Origin of the sequence: Peribacillus sp. YIM B13477 (assembly GCF_042787955.1) — a bacterium.
GTDB classification, from domain to species: Bacteria; Bacillota; Bacilli; order Bacillales; family DSM-1321; genus Peribacillus; species Peribacillus frigoritolerans.
The window spans coordinates 15,343-33,465 of record NZ_JBHZPD010000009.1 but is presented as its reverse complement, the minus strand read 5'-3'; the positions used below and the strand labels follow the sequence as shown (position 1 = coordinate 33,465).

Genomic DNA, 18,123 nt, shown 5'->3' with positions numbered 1-18,123 from the left:
TTGAATGAGCGGGGAGAGGAGGAGAGTCAAACTTAGTTTGATTCTCCTTCCGCTTGTTTGAAGGTATGGGAAGCATTTAGTAAAACCACTCCGCCAATTATTAATACTAAGCCGCCTAATGTAGTGATACTAAATGGCTCATTCCATAAAAGCACGCCAATCAATGCTGTTAAAGCTGTGCCTATTCCTGACCAAATGGCGTATGCTAAGCTTAACGGAATTGTTTTAAGACATACAGATAAACTATAAAATGCTATACCAAATCCTATCATAACCCCAAATGTAGCGAATAAATGAGTGAAGCCTTCAGACAGCTTAAGCATGGTCGTACCAAATACTTCGCTTATGATTGAAATTCCTAAAGCTATGTATCCTTTCATATTGTTACCTCCGATTACTAAATTGTTAAGAAGTGCCTTCACTAGAGAGTTTCAATACAACCACTCCGCCAATGATCAGGACTAAACCTAAAAATTTTTTCAGGTTAAAGCTTTCTTTATAAATGATAACTCCCACTAAAGCAGTTAAAGCTGTGCCTATTCCCGACCAAATGGCATAAGCCGTTCCAAGCGGGATGGTTATTAGAGATAACGATAGGCAATAAAAAGCCAAACCCATCCCAATAACCACACCAATGGAAGGGAATAACCTTTTAAACCCGTGTGATACTTTTAACATCGAACTGCCAAACACTTCACTTAGGATGGCAATTGCCAAAAATGCATAAGGATTCAAGATGAACTCCTCCTATATATATATTACTTACTATTTTTCAATCTCTTCCCCCAAGAATCTTAACATCTAAAGGACTCATATTAAACCCATACCACCCATATTCAGTTACATATTTTCTGTCATGGAAGAAAACCCCGGTTACGCTCAATATTAGAATGAAAGTGATAAAATAAGCGGCTTCCTCCGACTGAAATCCTTGATAATAGTAAATTAAGGATATCTTCTAATTCATCGAAATTAGGGGAAATAGAAGAAACGCTAAGCATCAATTCAATCAGCGGTGAGACGAGGTTAAGTGTATCACTTGATGGAAGTTTTTTATTGGATGCCTTAAAATCGATAAAAGAAAACGAGGTAAAGCTAAGTTTTGGCAGTCCAATGAGACCTGTCTTAATCGAGCCAAGCGAAAATTCCTCCTATCGTCATCTTATATCACCAGTGAGAACATATTGAGGAACAAAGCCTAAGAAACGAATAACGGGGGGGGGGGAACCGCAACAGCCTATTACTTCAGGTGGAAGATATGGTAACGGTCAATCACCAAGAAAAAGAGATCCAGTAAAATCTGGACCCATTATATTCATAGTGATAGAAAAAAGGTCTTCATTCTTGGTGTAAGGCCGACAACTTGATTTCGAAGGTAAAAGTAGAACCTTTCATCCAGCCAGATACATCCGTCCATCAATTGAATGGAAAAACCTATCGACAGTCTGAAGAACCTCTGTAAAGACATGGTTTATTTTAAGATATACCTCGATAGAATATATAATATTCATGTGATCCAACAATAGCAAAATACTCACTATTGGTTTGTAGTAGGATGTATTTCTCCTATGTCCAGTTTGGGGACGCTCCAAGAAGGCAACCTTGACCGCCAATTTTTTTCCTAAGAACGGGGAGGTTTCACTTATTGGCGCAAGAAGTGGAATTGTGCATCCAACTGCTAAAATTTCATATACTATGGCAGATACTCCTTTAAGAGGAAGCTCAACAACTAAACTCAAAGGGATCAAGCTGAAGTTTTCCCGGAAGCAGATGCGCTTCACGTGTTTTTTTTCAGTGTCCCCAGTTGATCTAAAGTAATCATTTCAAGTTGATCTCGCTGAATAGAATCATGTCCGTTGATCTTTTCACAGTTGGGTATACCTTAAAACGGAGCCATATTATCATGCCGGATTAACCAAAAACTTTTTTCAACTTTGATTTAAAGGGCTTTAGTTGAATAAGCAGTAAAAAGGGGTCTTTATACAGAAAATCCCTTCAGATTGTGGACAAACTCGATGAAAATCGAGTTTGTCTATTTTTATGGCTTGTACAATTTGGACGTTTATTTCCACTCCAGGCACTCGCTTTCCGCGGGCGGTCGGGGAGCCTCCTCGGCTTTCGCCTGCGGGGTCTCCCCTAGACGCGCTTTTCCCGCAGGAGTCTCGTACCTTCCGTTCCAATCAACTTTGTCTTACCTTTTAGATAGAACACTTTTTCCTAGATTCATTTTAGTTTTAAAATAGAGGTATTAATGAGTATGCTTTCTATAAATATCATCCATATTGGCGTTTAAACAATGTTCCCTATTTGCGAAATAGGTAACGACTTTTAAAGTGTGCTAGCAACCCTTCATAACACGTATTTGTGCAAAATCAAACCGTGCAGGAAGGAAAGGGTCGCGCTTTTAAGTGGTAAAGCTCATTATCCTTATCCCGCTTTCAAGAAGGAAGGATTGCGTTTTATCGTGCTTGAACTCACATATTCAACTATTACATATGCAAGGACATTAAGAAGATTCTCTCCGTAATATTTTTTTCGCTCATTAACCGTTTCCGCTACCTTTTTCACTTGGCTAACGTTATCCTATGAAAATAGGATTCCTTCTAATAAGTACAATTCATAGATTGCGTTAAGAAAGCCAGCGGCAGGCAAGTTTGGCTTTCGGATAAGCCGTAAGCGTTTCATCAGAAGCTCCATCTGCTTTTATAAGATTAATGTTCCTTCATTTAGGCAAGTTCTCTTTGATACATTGCCAGCAGCTTGTGGTGGCGAAGCGTTTGAAGTAGTAACTAAAGTAGGTTTGGTGGAACTGATGTTTTGGAATGAATATATCAGATAGTGGCTAGGATTGTACTTTTGGAATGTGGTTGTTGCTTGATTGTAATATAGTATAGGCAAGGGGGATAATTATGTATGTAAGTCAATCCAGGGACCATGAAGTAATTGCAAAATTAAATCGAAATGTTCACAATCTGCATGCAAAACTATATCCTAAGTATTTTAAGGAATATAATTATAATGCAATGAAAGAAACTTTTGAAAATTTGGTTAAAAATGATAATTTTGTTTTTCTAGTTTTAAAAGATCATGAAGTGCCAATTGGTTACGCATGGATTGAATTTAAAAACTATCCTGAAAGTGTTTTTAAAAATGAGTATAAATCAGTATATGTGCATCAGCTTAGTATCGTTGAAGGTCAAGCCCATAAAGGTTACGGTAAAAAGCTAATGAATGAGGTCTATGATATTGCTAAAAAGAATGATATAGATTTAATTGAACTGGATTATTGGTATGAAAACATGGCAGCAAAAGAGTTTTATAAGAAACAAAATTTTAAAAAGTATAGGGAGTTTGCATTCAGACAGTTGTAAATCCTTTGTAACTCAATTCAACAGGTTGAAGGAATTAATAAAAAACCCCGATTCGGGGTTTTTTTAATTAATATCTTAACATTCTCCTCGAATAACTGGGGGGTTGAGGAACTCCGCAAACAAAACTTTGTGAATAACACTCTTTTACGATACTTCGGGTATGCGGTATATATGTGTTGAAGTGTTTATTCACGGTTGTTGTATGTGTCGGGTGAAAAACCGGAATAACAGTGTTAATGACATTGGTTTTAACATATTGCTTGGTCGGGGAGGTTTGAGATGGATTATATTGAGTGGGCATTCTGTTAGGTGGGCAATATTGTGGTGGACATTGACCGCCTTTCGGATGCCCCCAGGGCTTATTATACATGTAAACACCTCCTGGGATTTTTTTGAAAGTCATTATTAGTTTATGAAAATACATGATAAAGGGACTGGTATAAATGCCTTTATCAAAAATTACGGGCATATCCTTCAATCATTTTCAAAAAAATGAATAAACATTAACTTTACCGAATTCGGTTAATCGCTGCACGAACAAATGACTCGTGTCTTTTCCGCCAGTTATTTTCCTTGCTTTTTTCCAAGCCCCATTCGGGAAATGTAGATAACCGCAATGCGGCAAATAATTGCCAGAAGGGTAGGTTTGTAAAATTCACCTCTGGCATCATCGATTTATATTGAATGGTGAAGTCATTCATCGCTTGCATTCCAAAATGATATAAAATTTCGAGTTGACTATTGGCAAGGTCAGTCAAAGGGTCCCCTAAACCTGAGTCTTCCCAATCAATTATGGAAACTAGTTTATCCTCTTTCCATAATATATTTCCTGGCCAATAATCACCATGAAGGATCACTTCCTTATTCATGGAGGGTAGCGGCATGGAGGATTTCAGCAGATCTCTAATCAAGCTCAAATTTAATGTTTCGTCCAGGATTACCCTATCTTTATTGCTTAACATCTCGACATATGTATTTTCCAGTTTAGGCATGAATGATAAAGATAGATCTGCACAATTAACACGATGGATTTTTGCTAGATTGATTGCCAATTGCAAGATATGATCATTAAGATTTGAGGGGGTGAATTCTGACTTACCCTCAATAAACTCGATAAGTATGCATGGCTTGGAAAATATCTCGCAGGATTGCTCAAAGTAAAAGGGCATTGGTACAGGCAAACCGGCAGCTTTCAATATCCCTAAGAGCTTGTGTTCAAATGAAGCAATATTTGGATTCCGTTTCAAGTCATTATCACCATGCTTACGAACGATCATTTTTACGATCCGCCCTGACGATTGTAATATTTCCAGTCCTGTCACATTTGCAGAAATTCCGCCCAATAATTTCCATGCACGAATTAGCTTGTTTCCTTGATCCAACTTTTTAACTAATTGTTCAAACTTATCATATTCATTTATCATACTTATCTCTCCTTTTAGAATCCCTACAATGTAAAAAATTCAAAGAATCCATTTAGCAGTTTTTATATATGAACCCAATAGCTTGTTACACACGTAATTAATCTAAACAAAGTGGGGTGTGCTGACATTGAAAAATAGAAAAATATAAGGCGGAAACTACGAAAGGGACGCTACTAATATAATATTAGTGGAAACGGCAAACCAAATTTAGTTTTAATTAACGGTGGTTCTGGCCCGATAGACGGTTGGATGAAAATACTTCCGGCAATTTCGGAGTCATCATCAGTATTTTCCTATAATCGTTTTGGTGTTGCTGGCAGCGATAAACTTAAGGTAAGCCAAGACGGGTTGAATATTGTTAACACTTTACGTGAAGCATTAACAAGCGTGGGATTTGAATCTCCATTCTTATTGGTTGGACATTCGCTAGGCGGCCTATATGCTAATTTATATGCTCGCCTTTACCCGAATGAAGTAGCGGGAATTGTTTTTTTAGAATCCAGTACCACGAAAGATATCAGCCTTAATGAATATCAAGGCAAGGCAGTAAAAACCATTAATGAAATGTTCAAAGTGCTTGATTCCTTGTCTTCACATAAACAATTCAATGAAGTAAACTTTGTGGAAAAAACGATTAATCAAATCCATCTAACTGATACATTCCCCGAGAAGCCTGTACTTTGTCATTACTGGTGGACAAGAAAATCGAATGATGCCAGAGGAAGCTCGAAAAAAAACGACTTGAGAATCAATTGGAATTACTTTCATTGACAAGAAACAGCAAACACATTGTCGCTGAAAAGAGTGGACATTTTCTGCAATTATCAGAACCGACCGACTATAGTGATTGACTCAATTAACTTTTTTTAATATCCCTCAATCTTCTTGTTCTTTTGATTATAGATGGCTTATTCTCCAAAAATTCCTGATGCGAAAGTAAAAAAATAGAAAAGTCTTTTTCAAAGAATTCCCTTCCATTGGGCGAATGTCATCATATAATGCCACTACACCTTTAGGGGGTGTATTTTTTTTGAGAACGGCAGAATTTCTTTAATCCGATAGTTATGTGTACAAGCATTTGTTAATACGTAACATAAGATTAATAGAGGTGATAGAAATGGTGAAAGTATTTATTGATCCCGGCCATGGCGGTACGGATCCAGGCTCGGTCGGGAATGGATTGAGAGAAAAGGATTTAACTTTATCCATTGCAACCCGAATCAAAGACATCTTATTGATAGAATATAATAACGTTTCTGTGAAAATGAGCAGGACCCAAGATACCTACCCCTCCTTAAACGATCGTACGAATGCAGCGAACGCGTGGGGAGCCGACTTTTTTCTCTCCATCCACATTAATGCCGGCGGCGGAACCGGGTACGAGGATTACATTTATACGTCCACTAACCAGATAACGAAAACGTATCAAGATCATATTCATTCAGAGGTCATGAAGCTTATCAACATCCAGGACAGAGGACAAAAAACAGGAGATTTACATGTACTCCGCGAAACGGACATGCCTGCACTCCTGACTGAAAATGGATTTATCGATAATGTAAATGACGCAGCAAAGTTGAAAACATCATTCTTTATCGAATCACTGGCTCGCGGACATGTAAACGGTTTAGTTAAATGCTTCAATCTAACTAAGAAAAGTACAGCTGTATACCACACTGTCGTTAGTGGGGATACAGTATATTCCTTAAGCAATTCTTATGGCAGTACGGTTCAGCAAATTAAAGATTGGAACGGTCTTGACAGTCAGTACACCATTACGGTTAACCAGAAATTGCGGGTGAAATGAATAATTAATAATTATTTATACCTTCTAGAAGCACACCACACAGTAAGCCCTTCTCAAAAAGAGAGGGGCCTTTTTGATTCAGGAATATGCATGTAATGAAAAACTCTACATTCTGCCGTCCTGATTCGGTCCTTCCGTATGTAAGGTATGCCTTTTTTTTTATGGGCTGACACAAATTAAAAGGATTTTATGTAAAGACAAATAAAAGAACAATACTAAAAAGCACAAACCATGATGGCTTGTACCTAAAATGCAACAGCAATTAAGTTGATAAAAACTGTAAGAATTGAATCTATGTATGGCTGCTCATTATTCATTTATTTTACTTTCTTTCCGTAAGAAACCCTCGAGTTAAATATTAATCGTATATTTTAATGGCTTGAACCACTTTTCCTAAAATACGGACTCTATCATTTTTTATGTTATAGGTTTTTTCTTCATAAAAAGGATCCGTGCTGCAGGGAGTGAGTATGATGTTTTCTTCATTGATTCTCACTTTTTTGACCGTAGCATCGTGTCCATTTACCAAGACCACTCCAATTTTCCCGTTATCAAGGTAGGTTGTTTTTTCAACGAGAATCAATGATCCGTCTCTGAATTCTTTATTCATGCTATTGCCATTCACTCTAAGGAAAAAATATTCTTTATCCGATTTAAGCATCGAATTTAATGTCGGCATATACGCTTCTATATATTCGTTGGTGAAATTAGGCTCTCCAGCGGGGATATTTCCGTAGACACCAATTAATCTTACATTTTTTTCATTTAGGAATCCCATTCCAGGATTATTTCTAACGATAGGCGCTCCTTCAATGAGGTGGGATAGCGGTATTTCAAAACAAGTGGACATCATGCTCAATTTATCCATTAAAGGTTTATTCCGTCCGGATTCCCAAGCTGATACTGCCGTAGGAGCTACTTTTAATACTTTTGCCAAATCTTCTTGTGTCATTTTTCTTTCTTTTCTTAACATTTTAATCCGTTCACCAATGTGCATATTTCTTCACCTCTTACTTGAATATACACTATGAGTGAAAGTGAGTAAACGAAAAGTGCGTGAATTTTGCGAAAAAATGTTGGTAACTATACTTCAAGTGTGATATTATTTTTTTAGATAGGGGGTGACAAGATATGACAAGCGTTAAGTTCACACTTAAACAAGCCAGGAAGTATAAAGGATTAACTCAAGATGAAATGGCTAAAGTGCTGAAGATGGCCAAGAGGACTTACATTGACTATGAGCAATATAAGATTCCTTTGCGAATCGATAAGGCTTATTTATTTGCTGAATGTGTAGGATTCTCGATTGACGATATCATTTTTTTTGACCCTGACCTACACTTTAAATGTAGTTAAAGCTTCAATTGAACCAGCATTTCCTCAACAGAGTGGCCATTTGAATCCATACAATCCTGACTTCCATAGGACAAGATTCAAGTAACGATGGAAAGGGGGGAACAAAGAGGAAAGGGAAAATAATTCTTTTGAAGTTGCTTAGGAGCTGCTGACATTAGAACATTTGTAAAATACGTGTATGGAGTAAAAGGTGTACAAATCCAATCTTCTTGTGCAAATATACGATTGCTACTGAGATTCCAATAATGACAGCCAATTGCTGTTAAAGAAAATTATTTACTTAATGTATAGGGCGGACTTCTGAACACCATGAATAGGAGCAAATGGACAATGGCAAATTCGAAGGAAAAGTTTATCTGGATGAACAAGCCCTTATCCTATGCAGGATAAGGGCTTGTTCTCTATTTTCGTGAATTGGCAGCATTCGGTTTCCCCAAAGCACGTCTTCATAAAATGAAAAAGACCACATACATAAATGAATGGAAGGTAAATCTTCATACTTTTTCTCTACTATCAATGAAACTTCTTCTAGTTTTTTTCTCCCATCTTTATGAAGATAGCAGGTAATGGTATGCAAAAGTACAATTATATACTAATGAAGGCTAATGAAGGCTTTGGAAGCTGGGCATTGGTAATTGGATGAGTTCAAAAAAATTCCAGATGATATTGGAGGAGATAACCCTTGAAAAGGAATGTAATCAATTATGTCGTTTTTCTTGTTCTCATTCTAACCATATTATTTATGACAAAGCCAGACATTTCCTCAGCAGGAAAATTGAAACCGCCCTCCGAAACTTTCAGTCCAGGGGATTGGTTTCTTGGAAGTATTCCTCCCAATCTTGATACAAACAAACCACCGATCGTGTTTGTTCAAGGGAAAAACGGCAGTTCAACCAGCTGGTATGGCGAAACGGAATATCATGGTGTCAATGATATGTATACCAAAGCGTATGAAGCTGGCTACCAAACGGTTTTTGTTCAGCTTCATGATTCAGCTGGAAATGGGTCAGTGAGCCAATATGCCAATGGAAGGCTTTTAGCTCAAATGCTTTCAGAAATCAGTAACCATTTCGGGGGCAAAAAAGTAAATATTATAGCTCACAGCAAAGGGGGCCCAGACACCCAAGCGGCTCTAGTCCACTATGGAGCACACCAATATGTTGGAAGGGTGATCACTTTAGCTTCCCCACATCATGGTTCTCACTTAGCTGATTTGGCTTATAGCTGGTATGCGGGCTGGCTTGGTTCCTTATTAGGTCAAAAAGATGAGGGAACTTATTCTTTACAAGTTGGTAAAATGGCTGAATTTCGTTCTGTCACGGATAACCATATCAACTCTCGTAAAAACTTGTATTTCACTGTGGCAGGTATGAACAGAGGCCCGGTACTATCAGCCTTATCAATGGGGGGACAATATTTATCATCATATGGGGAAAATGATGGACTGGTGAATGTATGGAGTACAAAAATACCCTATGCAACACATTTATTTACGGGTCCCAACTTTGATCACGACAATATTCGAGTTGGCTCAGCTGTATTTTCAAGAATTGAACCCTATTTAAAAAGCACATCCACCGCTGGGATTCCTGCATATCATGTTAATTATAAAGAACGAGTTGAAGATGATGTCATTACAACAGCACTCGCTCAAACCGTTCTGGGTGATGTCCTGAAACAAAATGTCTGGGTCGAACAAAGCTTCCATGTAAATGAAGCTGCCCCAGGTAATATAAGCATATATACAGCCTCAAATGAAGTCGAGGTTGAATTGATTTCTCCATCCAATAAAAAGTATTCACCTTCCTTAAAGGTTCATTCAGCCAAAAATGAAACTTCCTTTTTTAATGGTGCAACCATCCAATCATTCTACAGAAATAACCTTGAAATTGGTGACTGGAAAGTACGAATGAAGACTAAATCGCCAAAAGACGCCTTCCTGTTCACAGCACAATTTAACGAAAAGAATCCCATTACATTAAGTATGACCGGTAAAGTTAAGCAAAAAGATGCAAAATTTTTAATAAAGAATCCAATGAATGATAAAAAAAGACCAATCAGTACAACATTTTTGGTTCATCTGATAGATGAAACCGGTAATGAAATTAGTGAAAAAAACTCAATTAAGGCAATGGATACTGAAAATTTTACTGGCACCCTTCCAGAAGTACCTAAGTCAGGTGTTTATAATGTAACAATAGATGTTAAGGAAAAAAATGTGGATGGTACTGTAAGAACCCGGACGCTGATTCGTTCGGTCTATATTGAGAAATAACGAAATGCCTTCTCTTAGTTGAGGAGGCATTATTTTGATGGTAGGGGTAACTAGGGAGATGGTAATTCAGCCAATGGAAACAGCCAGGTCGTAATTACTTATTGAAGTATTAATTCAACGGGTCTCTGATGGATATGGTTGGAAGTTTGTTATCGGGGGAAAATAAATATATGTATTTTTTTCCCTGCACTTGCAAATGGTTGTCAACAAGTGCAGATTCAACAGTGGAATGACTTGGTCGATCTAAACCTTATTAAAGTGGGGATTTTAAATCCTCTTTTTTTTATTTCAATGAGCTTTTTCCAAAGTATCATATTACGAGAAAGGCGATAGTAACTTTCATCCCTTATAAAGGATGTTTAAATTCGCATGAAACTAGATTCTATTAAAAAATATTTCAATATCTACTCTTCCATATGCATATTGAGAGAATTCTGGACATAAATTAAACAAACAAAAAAAGCGCGGGAAGCGCTTTTAGTGTATTTGTCTATATAAGCCTATTACTTTTCCAAGTATCGAAACATCTCGTAAAATAATTGGTTCCATATTTGAGTTCTCAGGCTGAAGCCTTATGTAATCCGGTTCCTTAAAGAATCGTTTTACAGTGGCTTCATCATCTTCCGTCATCGCCACGACGATATCTCCATTATTGGCACTGCTTTGTTGTTTCACGATGACATAATCTCCATCATGAATTCCTGCTTCTATCATACTTTCACCCATGATTTCCAGCATGAATACATGGTCATCATGTGGAACCATGCTTTCGGGAAGCGGAAAGTATTCTTCAATGTTCTCAATGGCCGTTATCGGCATGCCCGCTGTTACTTTTCCAAGTAACGGCACGTTCACGACATTGACTTTGGGAATATTGTTCGCTTCCTCCAAATTCATTATTTCAATGGCCCTTGGCTTGGTTGGGTCACGTCTAATAAGGCCTTTACTTTCCAGGCGGGATAAATGTCCGTGTACTGTTGAACTTGATGCAAGTCCCACTGCTTCGCCAATCTCCCGTACGGAAGGCGGATACCCTTTTTGGCGGACCTCTTCTTTAATGAAATCAAGAATATCTTGCTGCCGTTTTGATAGTTTTGTCATTTGTGCACCTCTTCCCCAATGTTCTTTGCTACATTATAGCATGGCCCCCATCTCTATACAAACATAAGTTCGAATTTGTTGTTGACTGAAACAAACGTTCGTATTATAATTTGATCATAACATACGAACGAACATTCGCTTTGGAGGGATTATTATGAAAAAATTATACAAAAATTATATTTATACGATTCTATTAGCGGGATCAGTATTCATCTTTTCAATTTTATTCTCTTGTACATTGAACAATGATCAAAAAAAGGATTTCCTTTCTATAGAAGTAAGCGAGGGTGACACCCTATGGGGAATTGCCGAAAAATATGAAGAATCAAATTTGACAAAAAAAGAATTCATTGGTTGGATAGAAGAGAATAATGGAGTCAGCGCGGATTCGATAAAGCCTGGACAAGTCATTGTCATACCGGTTAAAGGGGAAGAACTTGTCCAGAATTTGGCCAGTGAGCAGTAAGTAGTAAAGGTAGGGTATTATGAAGGCGGTAATCTATTGTAGGGTCAGCACCGAAAAAGAGTCACAGGAAACATCATTGGCAAGGCAGGAAGATGAATTAGTCAAATTGGCTGAAAAGATGGATGTGGAAGTTGTCTCCATTATAAAAGAACAGGCAAGTGGTTATGAGTTGAATCGGGATGGCATTTTTGACATGCTCGAACTATTTAAAACCAAAGAAGCTGAAGTGCTATTAATCCAGGATGAAACAAGACTGGGAAGAGGGAATGCCAAAATAGCCCTTTTCCATGTCATCCTTAAAGAAGCTGTGAAAATTTATACTCTCTCACACGATGGGGAGCTGGAGTTATCGGATTCGGATGCCATGGTCATTCAGATAGTGGGCATTGTAGAAGAATATCAAAGGAAACTACATAATCTTAAAATAAAGCGCGGAATGATGAGAGCCGTTGAAAAAGGGTACCGTCCTCAAAAAAATCTTCAGAATCAAAGGAATTCCACTGGAAGGGACCGTATGGAGATTCCTATTGAAGAAATTATTAAACTGCGTGCCAATGGGTTAACATTCTCAGAAATCGCAGCCACATTAAGGGGCTTTGGATACAATGTATCTAAGGCTACTGTGAACAGGCGTTTTCTCGAACATCAAATGAATACAAAGGAAAGTAAATCATAGAACTTGTAATTTCGCTTTTTTTTTAATACCATGACAATATCCGCAGATTATGAAGGAGCGAAATTATGTTATCAAAAGAAAAAATAGCCCGTATAAATGAACTTTCTAAAAAGGCAAAGGGTGAAGGCTTGACGGAAGTTGAAGCGAAAGAGCAAACCCAATTGAGAAGTGAGTATTTGGAAACATTCAGAAAATCCATGTCCGACACGTTGGAGCATGTGAAAGTCGTGGATCCAGAGGGTAATGACGTCACTCCTCAAAAGATAAAAAATATAAAAGAAAAACGAAATTTACATTAATGCTTGGATTCTTCTGATGGAATATTCCATTTGAGGATTCTTTGGCATTTTGGAGTAAAAAGAAAGTGCATTCATGTATGTATTCTCCTATTTAGTTTAATCTAAATAGGTGACTTCTTATTCCTAGAAAATTGTAATATTGGGGCATTAAATAGTGATTTTAGTTGTGATATTATGCTTGTCACTATAATATAAAGAGGTACATTACAGGAAGGGATGTTTTTACAATATGTTAGATAAATTAGATGCACTTTCTATCAATACGATTCGTACATTATCAATTGATGCAATTGAAAAGGCTAATTCCGGCCATCCGGGTATGCCAATGGGTGCAGCGCCAATGGCGTATAAACTATGGACCGAATATATGAACCATAACCCGAAAAATCCAGATTGGTTTAATAGAGATCGCTTTGTTCTTTCAGCTGGACATGGTTCTATGCTGTTATACAGCCTTCTTCATTTATCAGGCTATGGCTTATCTATCGATGATTTGAAAAGCTTCCGTCAATGGGGCAGTAAAACTCCAGGACATCCTGAATTCGGACATACGGCTGGTGTGGATGCAACTACCGGGCCGCTTGGACAAGGTATCGCAATGGCAGTCGGAATGGCAATGGCAGAACGTCACTTGGCAGAAAGCTATAACCGCGATTCTTATAATGTGGTCGATCATTATACATATAGCATTTGTGGAGATGGAGATTTAATGGAAGGTGTTTCTGCAGAAGCCGCTTCATTAGCTGGACATCTACAACTGGGAAGACTTGTTGTTTTATATGATTCTAATGATATTTCCCTTGACGGCGACTTAAGTCAATCATTTAGTGAAAGCGTAGCAGACCGGTTCAAATCTTATGGATGGCAATATATCCGCGTTGAGGATGGCAATGATCTTCAGGAAATTGCTAAAGCGATTGAAGAAGCGAAAACCGACGAAGCACGCCCAACATTAATCGAAGTGAAAACGGTTATCGGTTACGGTTCACCAAATCGTTCAGGTAAATCTGCCGTTCACGGCGCTCCGCTTGGTGCAGATGAGCTTAAATTGACAAAAGAAGCATACAAATGGACATTCGAAGAGGACTTCCATGTACCTGAAGAAGTGTATTCACACTTCAATGAAGCTGTTGTTGATGCAGGAGCTCAAAAAGAAGAAGCTTGGAATGAATTATTTAAAAATTACAAAGAAGCACATCCTGAGTTAGCACAGCAATTAGAGCTTGCAATTAAAGGTGAACTGCCTGCTGAATGGGATCAGGAAATTCCAGTCTATGAAGAAGGTAAGACATTAGCTTCCCGTGCTTCAAGTGGGGAAGTACTGAATGCGATCGCCAAAAAGGTCCCTAGCTTCATTGGGGGTTCTGCGGATTTAGCCGGGTCTAATAATACTGCCATTAAAGGTGAGACAGATCTATTACCTGGTAATTACAGTGGCCGTAATATATGGTTCGGTGTACGTGAATTCGCTATGGGTGCGGCTTTAAATGGAATGGCACTTCATGGTGGCTTAAAAGTATATGGAGGAACATTCTTCGTATTCTCTGATTATCTACGTCCTGCCATAAGAATGGCAGCACTGATGGGACTGCCTGTTAATTATGTGTTCACCCATGACAGCATTGCTGTAGGGGAAGACGGACCGACTCATGAGCCAATCGAACAATTAGCATCATTGCGCGCAATGCCTAACCTAGGGGTAATCCGTCCAGCTGATGGCAATGAAACGGCAGCAGCCTGGAAAGTGGCTATGGAGTCTACAAATAAACCAACTGCTCTTGTACTGACTCGTCAAGGATTGCCAACAATAAAAGGCACTTCCGAAACTGCGTATGAAGGTGTTTCAAAAGGTGCTTACATCATCTCTGCTTCTAAGAAAGAAGTAGCCGATGCATTACTTCTTGCGACTGGTTCCGAAGTGAACTTGGCTGTGGAAGCACAGGAAGCTTTAGCGAACGAAGGAATTGATGTTGCGGTAATCAGCATGCCATCATGGGACCGATTTGAAACTCAATCAAAAGAATATAAACAAAGCGTAATCAATCCGGCAGTGAAAAAACGTTTAGCTATCGAAGTGGCTTCACCGTTTGGCTGGGATCGTTATGCAGGTGATGAGGGTGAAATATTGGCCATCAATCATTTTGGAGCTTCTGCACCAGGCGGTAAAATCATGGAGGAATTCGGTTTCACTGTAGAAAATGTAGTTGCTCTTGTTAAAGAAATGCTTAAATAACAATAATGCGGAACTGACACCAACTAGATTGGTGTCAGTTTTTTTATCAAAAGAGTCCTATTATATATTGAATGTGCTTCTATACTAAAGGAAATCTTCCATTCGACAAAAAAAGAAGAAAATTTCTCCAGCAAACAACATATCTTTTTTGTTTGTCAATATATAATGAGAATAAATAAATTTCGTTTAAATGTGTCAGTTAAAGGGGAAAGTCATCAATAGTGGACAGGGTGCTGGTGGTTAGATGTTTCGTACCAAAATAGGAAAGCTAGGAGGCATTGGCTGATGAGAACCTATCAAATTTATTTAATCGAAGATGAATTTGCCCATCATTATTATGGAAGAGAAAAGCTATTTTTCAATTTGTTTTTGGAATATATTCAAGCAAGGGGCAGACTAAAGAGTATTTTGCAAAAACAAATCGAATATGTCACCAAAAAAGTCCCGATTATCCAGTTGCAGTTAGCTATTGAACAACGTTTGCAAAAAAAGATGAATTATTGGACTCAAAATGGAAAATACTATTTAGAAAAAACAAACGGATCAAGTAAAGCCGTTTTAATCATTCAGAATGATTCCATTACTCTTGAAGCTGAAGGAGACTATGAAGCGGAAACGGCTTTCTTTGAAAGTATTCGAAAATATGAAGCGAGTTTTCTGGCCATTGATTTTGAACATGAAAAATACGGTTGGTTAAAACCGATAAAAGAAAGAAAATTTGTCTAAATGGGGGACTTTTCGGTAGCGGGTATTGTATAATAACCTTTGGTCTAGTACACTGATGTTAGACAACATGAAGGAGGAAATAGTATGTGGGTTTACATTCTAGTTGGCGTACTGGCATTGATTGCTGGAGTAGTGCTGGGATTTTTCATCGCTCGTAAATACATGATGGATTACTTAAAGAAAAATCCGCCAATTAACGAACAAATGTTGAAAATGATGATGATGCAAATGGGTATGAAACCATCCCAAAAGAAAATTAATCAAATGATGAGCGCCATGAATAAACAACAAACAAAATAAGATAGCATGAAACCTTGATATATCAATGTTCTTGGAAGATTGGATGCAAAATTTTATATAATATCGAAATGGATTTAGTCTGAATCCTTCTACCGATTTTATATAAAATTTTGGTTTATCTTTCATTTTTGTTTCTTAAGCCACTTTTTCTGAATGAATGATCCAGAAAAGGTGGTTTTTGTTTTGGAATGGTAAGGTAAGTCCTCAATCTATGTGAGGGCTTTTTTATTTGGAAAGTAAATACGCCAAAAAATTATACTTGTCCACACTTTCTATCAAAAGATGCATATACAGTATTAAGGAGGGTGGTTAGAATGATAAAAGATATTGTAAAAATATGTAAGGTGTGTTTTCCTATATGTGAATTTAAATTTGAACACAAATGTAAATTTAAAGACAACAAATGGGAATCAAAATTCAAATTGAAATCTAAATGTAAAAAATAATAAATCTTTTCTATTAATCTTTTTATTTAAGCGCTAAACCATTAATGAGTTAGTGATTATAAAAATTGATTAAAGTAATCATCCGAGTAATCGGGTGTTTTTTATTTGAATGTTTGTAAATAGAAAAACCATTCATGAAGAAAGAATGGATTTGTTGTCAATTTAGTGTATCTATAATTAAGGGATAAATATTATCACCAAGTCTTACATTAAGGCTCATTAACTTGGGCAATATTAAAAGCGTAAAGTGGGGATTTCACTGCAATACTAAATCGGTCAAATATAGTGGAGGAAGCAGTTGAGGTTTTTGAGTTGACTTTTTCAACTGTAAATATTAATATTACAGTAATCTCCTTGAGGAGGATACGTAAAGTGAATAGTGATTTTACAATAGCTGTGCATAGTTTGGTCTATTTAGCTTATCTACCAGATCATATGGCAAGCAGTGAGTCCATCGCAGAAAACGTTTGTACAAACTCGGCTAGGATTCGGAAAATGATGAGCAGCTTAAGAAAAAAGGGATTTGTTAAGACTAAAGAAGGTGTGGGCGGAGGCTATATTCTAGACTGTAACCCTGAAGAGGTAAGTTTGGCGGATATTTATATAGCGGTCTCACATGGAACCCTGAAACCAAAGTGGTGTACAGGTGATCCGGAGAAAAAATGTGTCATATCTTCAAATACCCAGGTAGTCATGGATCAAATATTTGATGAAGCTGAATTATATTTTGAAAAATATTTAGAAGATATAACTCTCAGCACATTTTTGGAAAAAATTAAACAATGTCCGTGATATTGATTTAGTTTTTTCTTTGCACAAAATGTATATTTTATTAATACAGTTAATAACTATAGTTTCAATAATAAACGAACATAAAAGGGGTGCTAAGGAAATGGTTGAAAACAATCTGTTCAAAAATGGGGATTGGGTACAGGGAAAATCAAGAGATGGGGAACTTATCCATGGTTTCGTTGAAACCGTAAGCGATAATCGAGAAATCGTTAAAGTGAATGTAGTTGAAAGCGACAATAAAAAAGCGGTTGGGAAATTGATTTGGATTCCGAGTAAATGGACTGAAAAACTGCCGGATCTAGAAATCAGTAACGAAGCTCATCTTTTGGCCTTAATTGATTTAGCTTTACTTTCTAAAGATGAAACATGGTTTATGGAGTTATCCGGTAAATTGGAATCCATCAAAATCCACCCGAAAATAACTGCCCGGAAATCAGAGGTTCAAATCCCGGGAAATAGAATCGCAAAACTTGATTTTAAATAGATGTGAGTAAAGATCATAAATATTTCGGATAATACAAGGAGGAAATGATCATGACAATAGAACATGTTACAGATGATAATTTTGCTAGTGAAATCAAGGAAGGTTTAGTATTGGTTGACTTTTGGGCCCCATGGTGCGGTCCGTGTAAAATGATTGCCCCAGTTCTTAATGAAATCGATGAGGAAATGGGTAATCAGGTTAAGATCGTTAAACTTAATGTGGATGAAAATTCAGATACGACGAGCGAATATGGAGTGATGGGAATTCCAGCCCTTATTCTATTCAAAGATGGAGAAAAGGTAGATCAAGCTATTGGTTTCCAGCCAAAAGAAGCCATATCGGCATTAATCGCAAAATATGCATGATT

21 protein-coding genes are annotated in these 18,123 nt (G+C 37.4%); 15 read left to right on the top strand and 6 right to left on the bottom strand.

The annotated features are described in order from the left end of the window. Positions 1 to 32: 32 nt before the first annotated feature. On the bottom strand, positions 33 to 380 hold the full coding sequence (locus tag ACFX4H_RS21940; RefSeq protein ID WP_377436210.1) for a DMT family transporter: 348 nt from the start codon (positions 378 to 380) through the stop codon (positions 33 to 35). 25 nt (positions 381 to 405) lie between these two features. Next, the gene (locus ACFX4H_RS21935) at positions 406 to 735 is read right to left on the bottom strand and encodes a DMT family transporter (RefSeq protein ID WP_377436209.1); all 330 of its coding nucleotides are present in this window, start codon (positions 733 to 735) and stop codon (positions 406 to 408) included. Positions 736 to 927: 192 nt separating this feature from the next. Here ACFX4H_RS21935 and ACFX4H_RS21930 point away from each other — a divergent pair, with 192 nt between their 5' ends. Continuing rightward, complete coding sequence (locus ACFX4H_RS21930) at positions 928 to 1,188, top strand: hypothetical protein (protein WP_377436292.1); 261 nt, start codon at positions 928 to 930, stop codon at positions 1,186 to 1,188. Between the two features lie 1,721 nt (positions 1,189 to 2,909). Continuing rightward, positions 2,910 to 3,371 (top strand): GNAT family N-acetyltransferase, encoded by a 462-nt coding sequence (locus ACFX4H_RS21925; RefSeq protein ID WP_377436208.1) that lies wholly within the window; start codon positions 2,910 to 2,912, stop codon positions 3,369 to 3,371. Between the two features lie 67 nt (positions 3,372 to 3,438). On the opposite strand, the gene ACFX4H_RS21920 is transcribed toward ACFX4H_RS21925, so the two are convergent. Continuing rightward, the gene (locus ACFX4H_RS21920; RefSeq protein WP_223255940.1) at positions 3,439 to 3,672 is read right to left on the bottom strand and encodes a CotD family spore coat protein; all 234 of its coding nucleotides are present in this window, start codon (positions 3,670 to 3,672) and stop codon (positions 3,439 to 3,441) included. 208 nt (positions 3,673 to 3,880) lie between these two features. Beyond that, positions 3,881 to 4,795, bottom strand: coding sequence for an aminoglycoside phosphotransferase family protein (locus ACFX4H_RS21915; RefSeq protein WP_377436207.1), 915 nt, complete (start codon positions 4,793 to 4,795; stop codon positions 3,881 to 3,883). Positions 4,796 to 5,044: 249 nt separating this feature from the next. Here ACFX4H_RS21915 and ACFX4H_RS21910 point away from each other — a divergent pair, with 249 nt between their 5' ends. Both ACFX4H_RS21910 and ACFX4H_RS21905 read left to right on the top strand, forming a co-directional pair. Next, entirely contained in the window at positions 5,045 to 5,566 is a 522-nt protein-coding gene (locus ACFX4H_RS21910; RefSeq protein ID WP_377436206.1) for an alpha/beta fold hydrolase, read from the top strand. A 346-nt stretch (positions 5,567 to 5,912) separates the two neighbouring features. Next, positions 5,913 to 6,602 carry an N-acetylmuramoyl-L-alanine amidase gene (locus tag ACFX4H_RS21905; protein ID WP_377436205.1) on the top strand — a complete coding sequence of 230 codons (690 nt, stop codon included), beginning with the start codon at positions 5,913 to 5,915 and terminating at the stop codon, positions 6,600 to 6,602. A 358-nt stretch (positions 6,603 to 6,960) separates the two neighbouring features. Here the strand turns inward: ACFX4H_RS21905 and ACFX4H_RS21900 are convergent, their stop codons facing one another. Further along, positions 6,961 to 7,599: a LexA family protein gene (locus tag ACFX4H_RS21900; protein WP_377436204.1), complete on the bottom strand. Its 639-nt coding sequence runs from the start codon at positions 7,597 to 7,599 to the stop codon at positions 6,961 to 6,963. A 134-nt stretch (positions 7,600 to 7,733) separates the two neighbouring features. On the opposite strand from ACFX4H_RS21900, the gene ACFX4H_RS21895 reads away from it, so the two are divergent. Further along, positions 7,734 to 7,958 (top strand): helix-turn-helix transcriptional regulator, encoded by a 225-nt coding sequence (locus ACFX4H_RS21895; protein WP_034312951.1) that lies wholly within the window; start codon positions 7,734 to 7,736, stop codon positions 7,956 to 7,958. A 742-nt stretch (positions 7,959 to 8,700) separates the two neighbouring features. Next, complete coding sequence (locus tag ACFX4H_RS21890) at positions 8,701 to 10,233, top strand: esterase/lipase family protein (protein ID WP_377436291.1); 1,533 nt, start codon at positions 8,701 to 8,703, stop codon at positions 10,231 to 10,233. 477 nt (positions 10,234 to 10,710) lie between these two features. Here the strand turns inward: ACFX4H_RS21890 and lexA are convergent, their stop codons facing one another. Then, positions 10,711 to 11,334, bottom strand: coding sequence for a transcriptional repressor LexA (gene lexA / locus ACFX4H_RS21885; protein WP_034312948.1), 624 nt, complete (start codon positions 11,332 to 11,334; stop codon positions 10,711 to 10,713). Positions 11,335 to 11,488: 154 nt separating this feature from the next. On the opposite strand from lexA, the gene yneA reads away from it, so the two are divergent. The 9 genes from yneA (at position 11,489) to trxA (ending at position 18,121) form a co-directional block, all read left to right on the top strand. Beyond that, positions 11,489 to 11,800 (top strand): cell division suppressor protein YneA, encoded by a 312-nt coding sequence (gene yneA / locus ACFX4H_RS21880; protein ID WP_377436203.1) that lies wholly within the window; start codon positions 11,489 to 11,491, stop codon positions 11,798 to 11,800. Between the two features lie 19 nt (positions 11,801 to 11,819). Beyond that, positions 11,820 to 12,476 (top strand): YneB family resolvase-like protein, encoded by a 657-nt coding sequence (locus ACFX4H_RS21875; protein ID WP_377436202.1) that lies wholly within the window; start codon positions 11,820 to 11,822, stop codon positions 12,474 to 12,476. 65 nt (positions 12,477 to 12,541) lie between these two features. Next, the gene (locus ACFX4H_RS21870; protein WP_034312941.1) at positions 12,542 to 12,775 is read left to right on the top strand and encodes a DUF896 domain-containing protein; all 234 of its coding nucleotides are present in this window, start codon (positions 12,542 to 12,544) and stop codon (positions 12,773 to 12,775) included. Positions 12,776 to 13,004: 229 nt separating this feature from the next. Further along, the gene (gene tkt, locus ACFX4H_RS21865) at positions 13,005 to 15,008 is read left to right on the top strand and encodes a transketolase (RefSeq protein WP_034312937.1); all 2,004 of its coding nucleotides are present in this window, start codon (positions 13,005 to 13,007) and stop codon (positions 15,006 to 15,008) included. A 285-nt stretch (positions 15,009 to 15,293) separates the two neighbouring features. Continuing rightward, entirely contained in the window at positions 15,294 to 15,734 is a 441-nt protein-coding gene (sirA, locus tag ACFX4H_RS21860; protein ID WP_034312935.1) for a sporulation inhibitor of replication protein SirA, read from the top strand. Between the two features lie 84 nt (positions 15,735 to 15,818). Beyond that, positions 15,819 to 16,034, top strand: coding sequence for a YneF family protein (locus ACFX4H_RS21855; protein WP_034312934.1), 216 nt, complete (start codon positions 15,819 to 15,821; stop codon positions 16,032 to 16,034). Between the two features lie 818 nt (positions 16,035 to 16,852). Further along, a complete protein-coding gene (locus ACFX4H_RS21850; RefSeq protein ID WP_034312932.1) occupies positions 16,853 to 17,272 on the top strand; it encodes an RrF2 family transcriptional regulator in 420 nt (139 codons plus the stop codon). Positions 17,273 to 17,372: 100 nt separating this feature from the next. Next, complete coding sequence (locus ACFX4H_RS21845) at positions 17,373 to 17,756, top strand: IDEAL domain-containing protein (RefSeq protein WP_377436201.1); 384 nt, start codon at positions 17,373 to 17,375, stop codon at positions 17,754 to 17,756. Positions 17,757 to 17,806: 50 nt separating this feature from the next. Continuing rightward, the gene (gene trxA, locus ACFX4H_RS21840) at positions 17,807 to 18,121 is read left to right on the top strand and encodes a thioredoxin (protein WP_034312928.1); all 315 of its coding nucleotides are present in this window, start codon (positions 17,807 to 17,809) and stop codon (positions 18,119 to 18,121) included. Positions 18,122 to 18,123 lie beyond the last annotated feature (2 nt).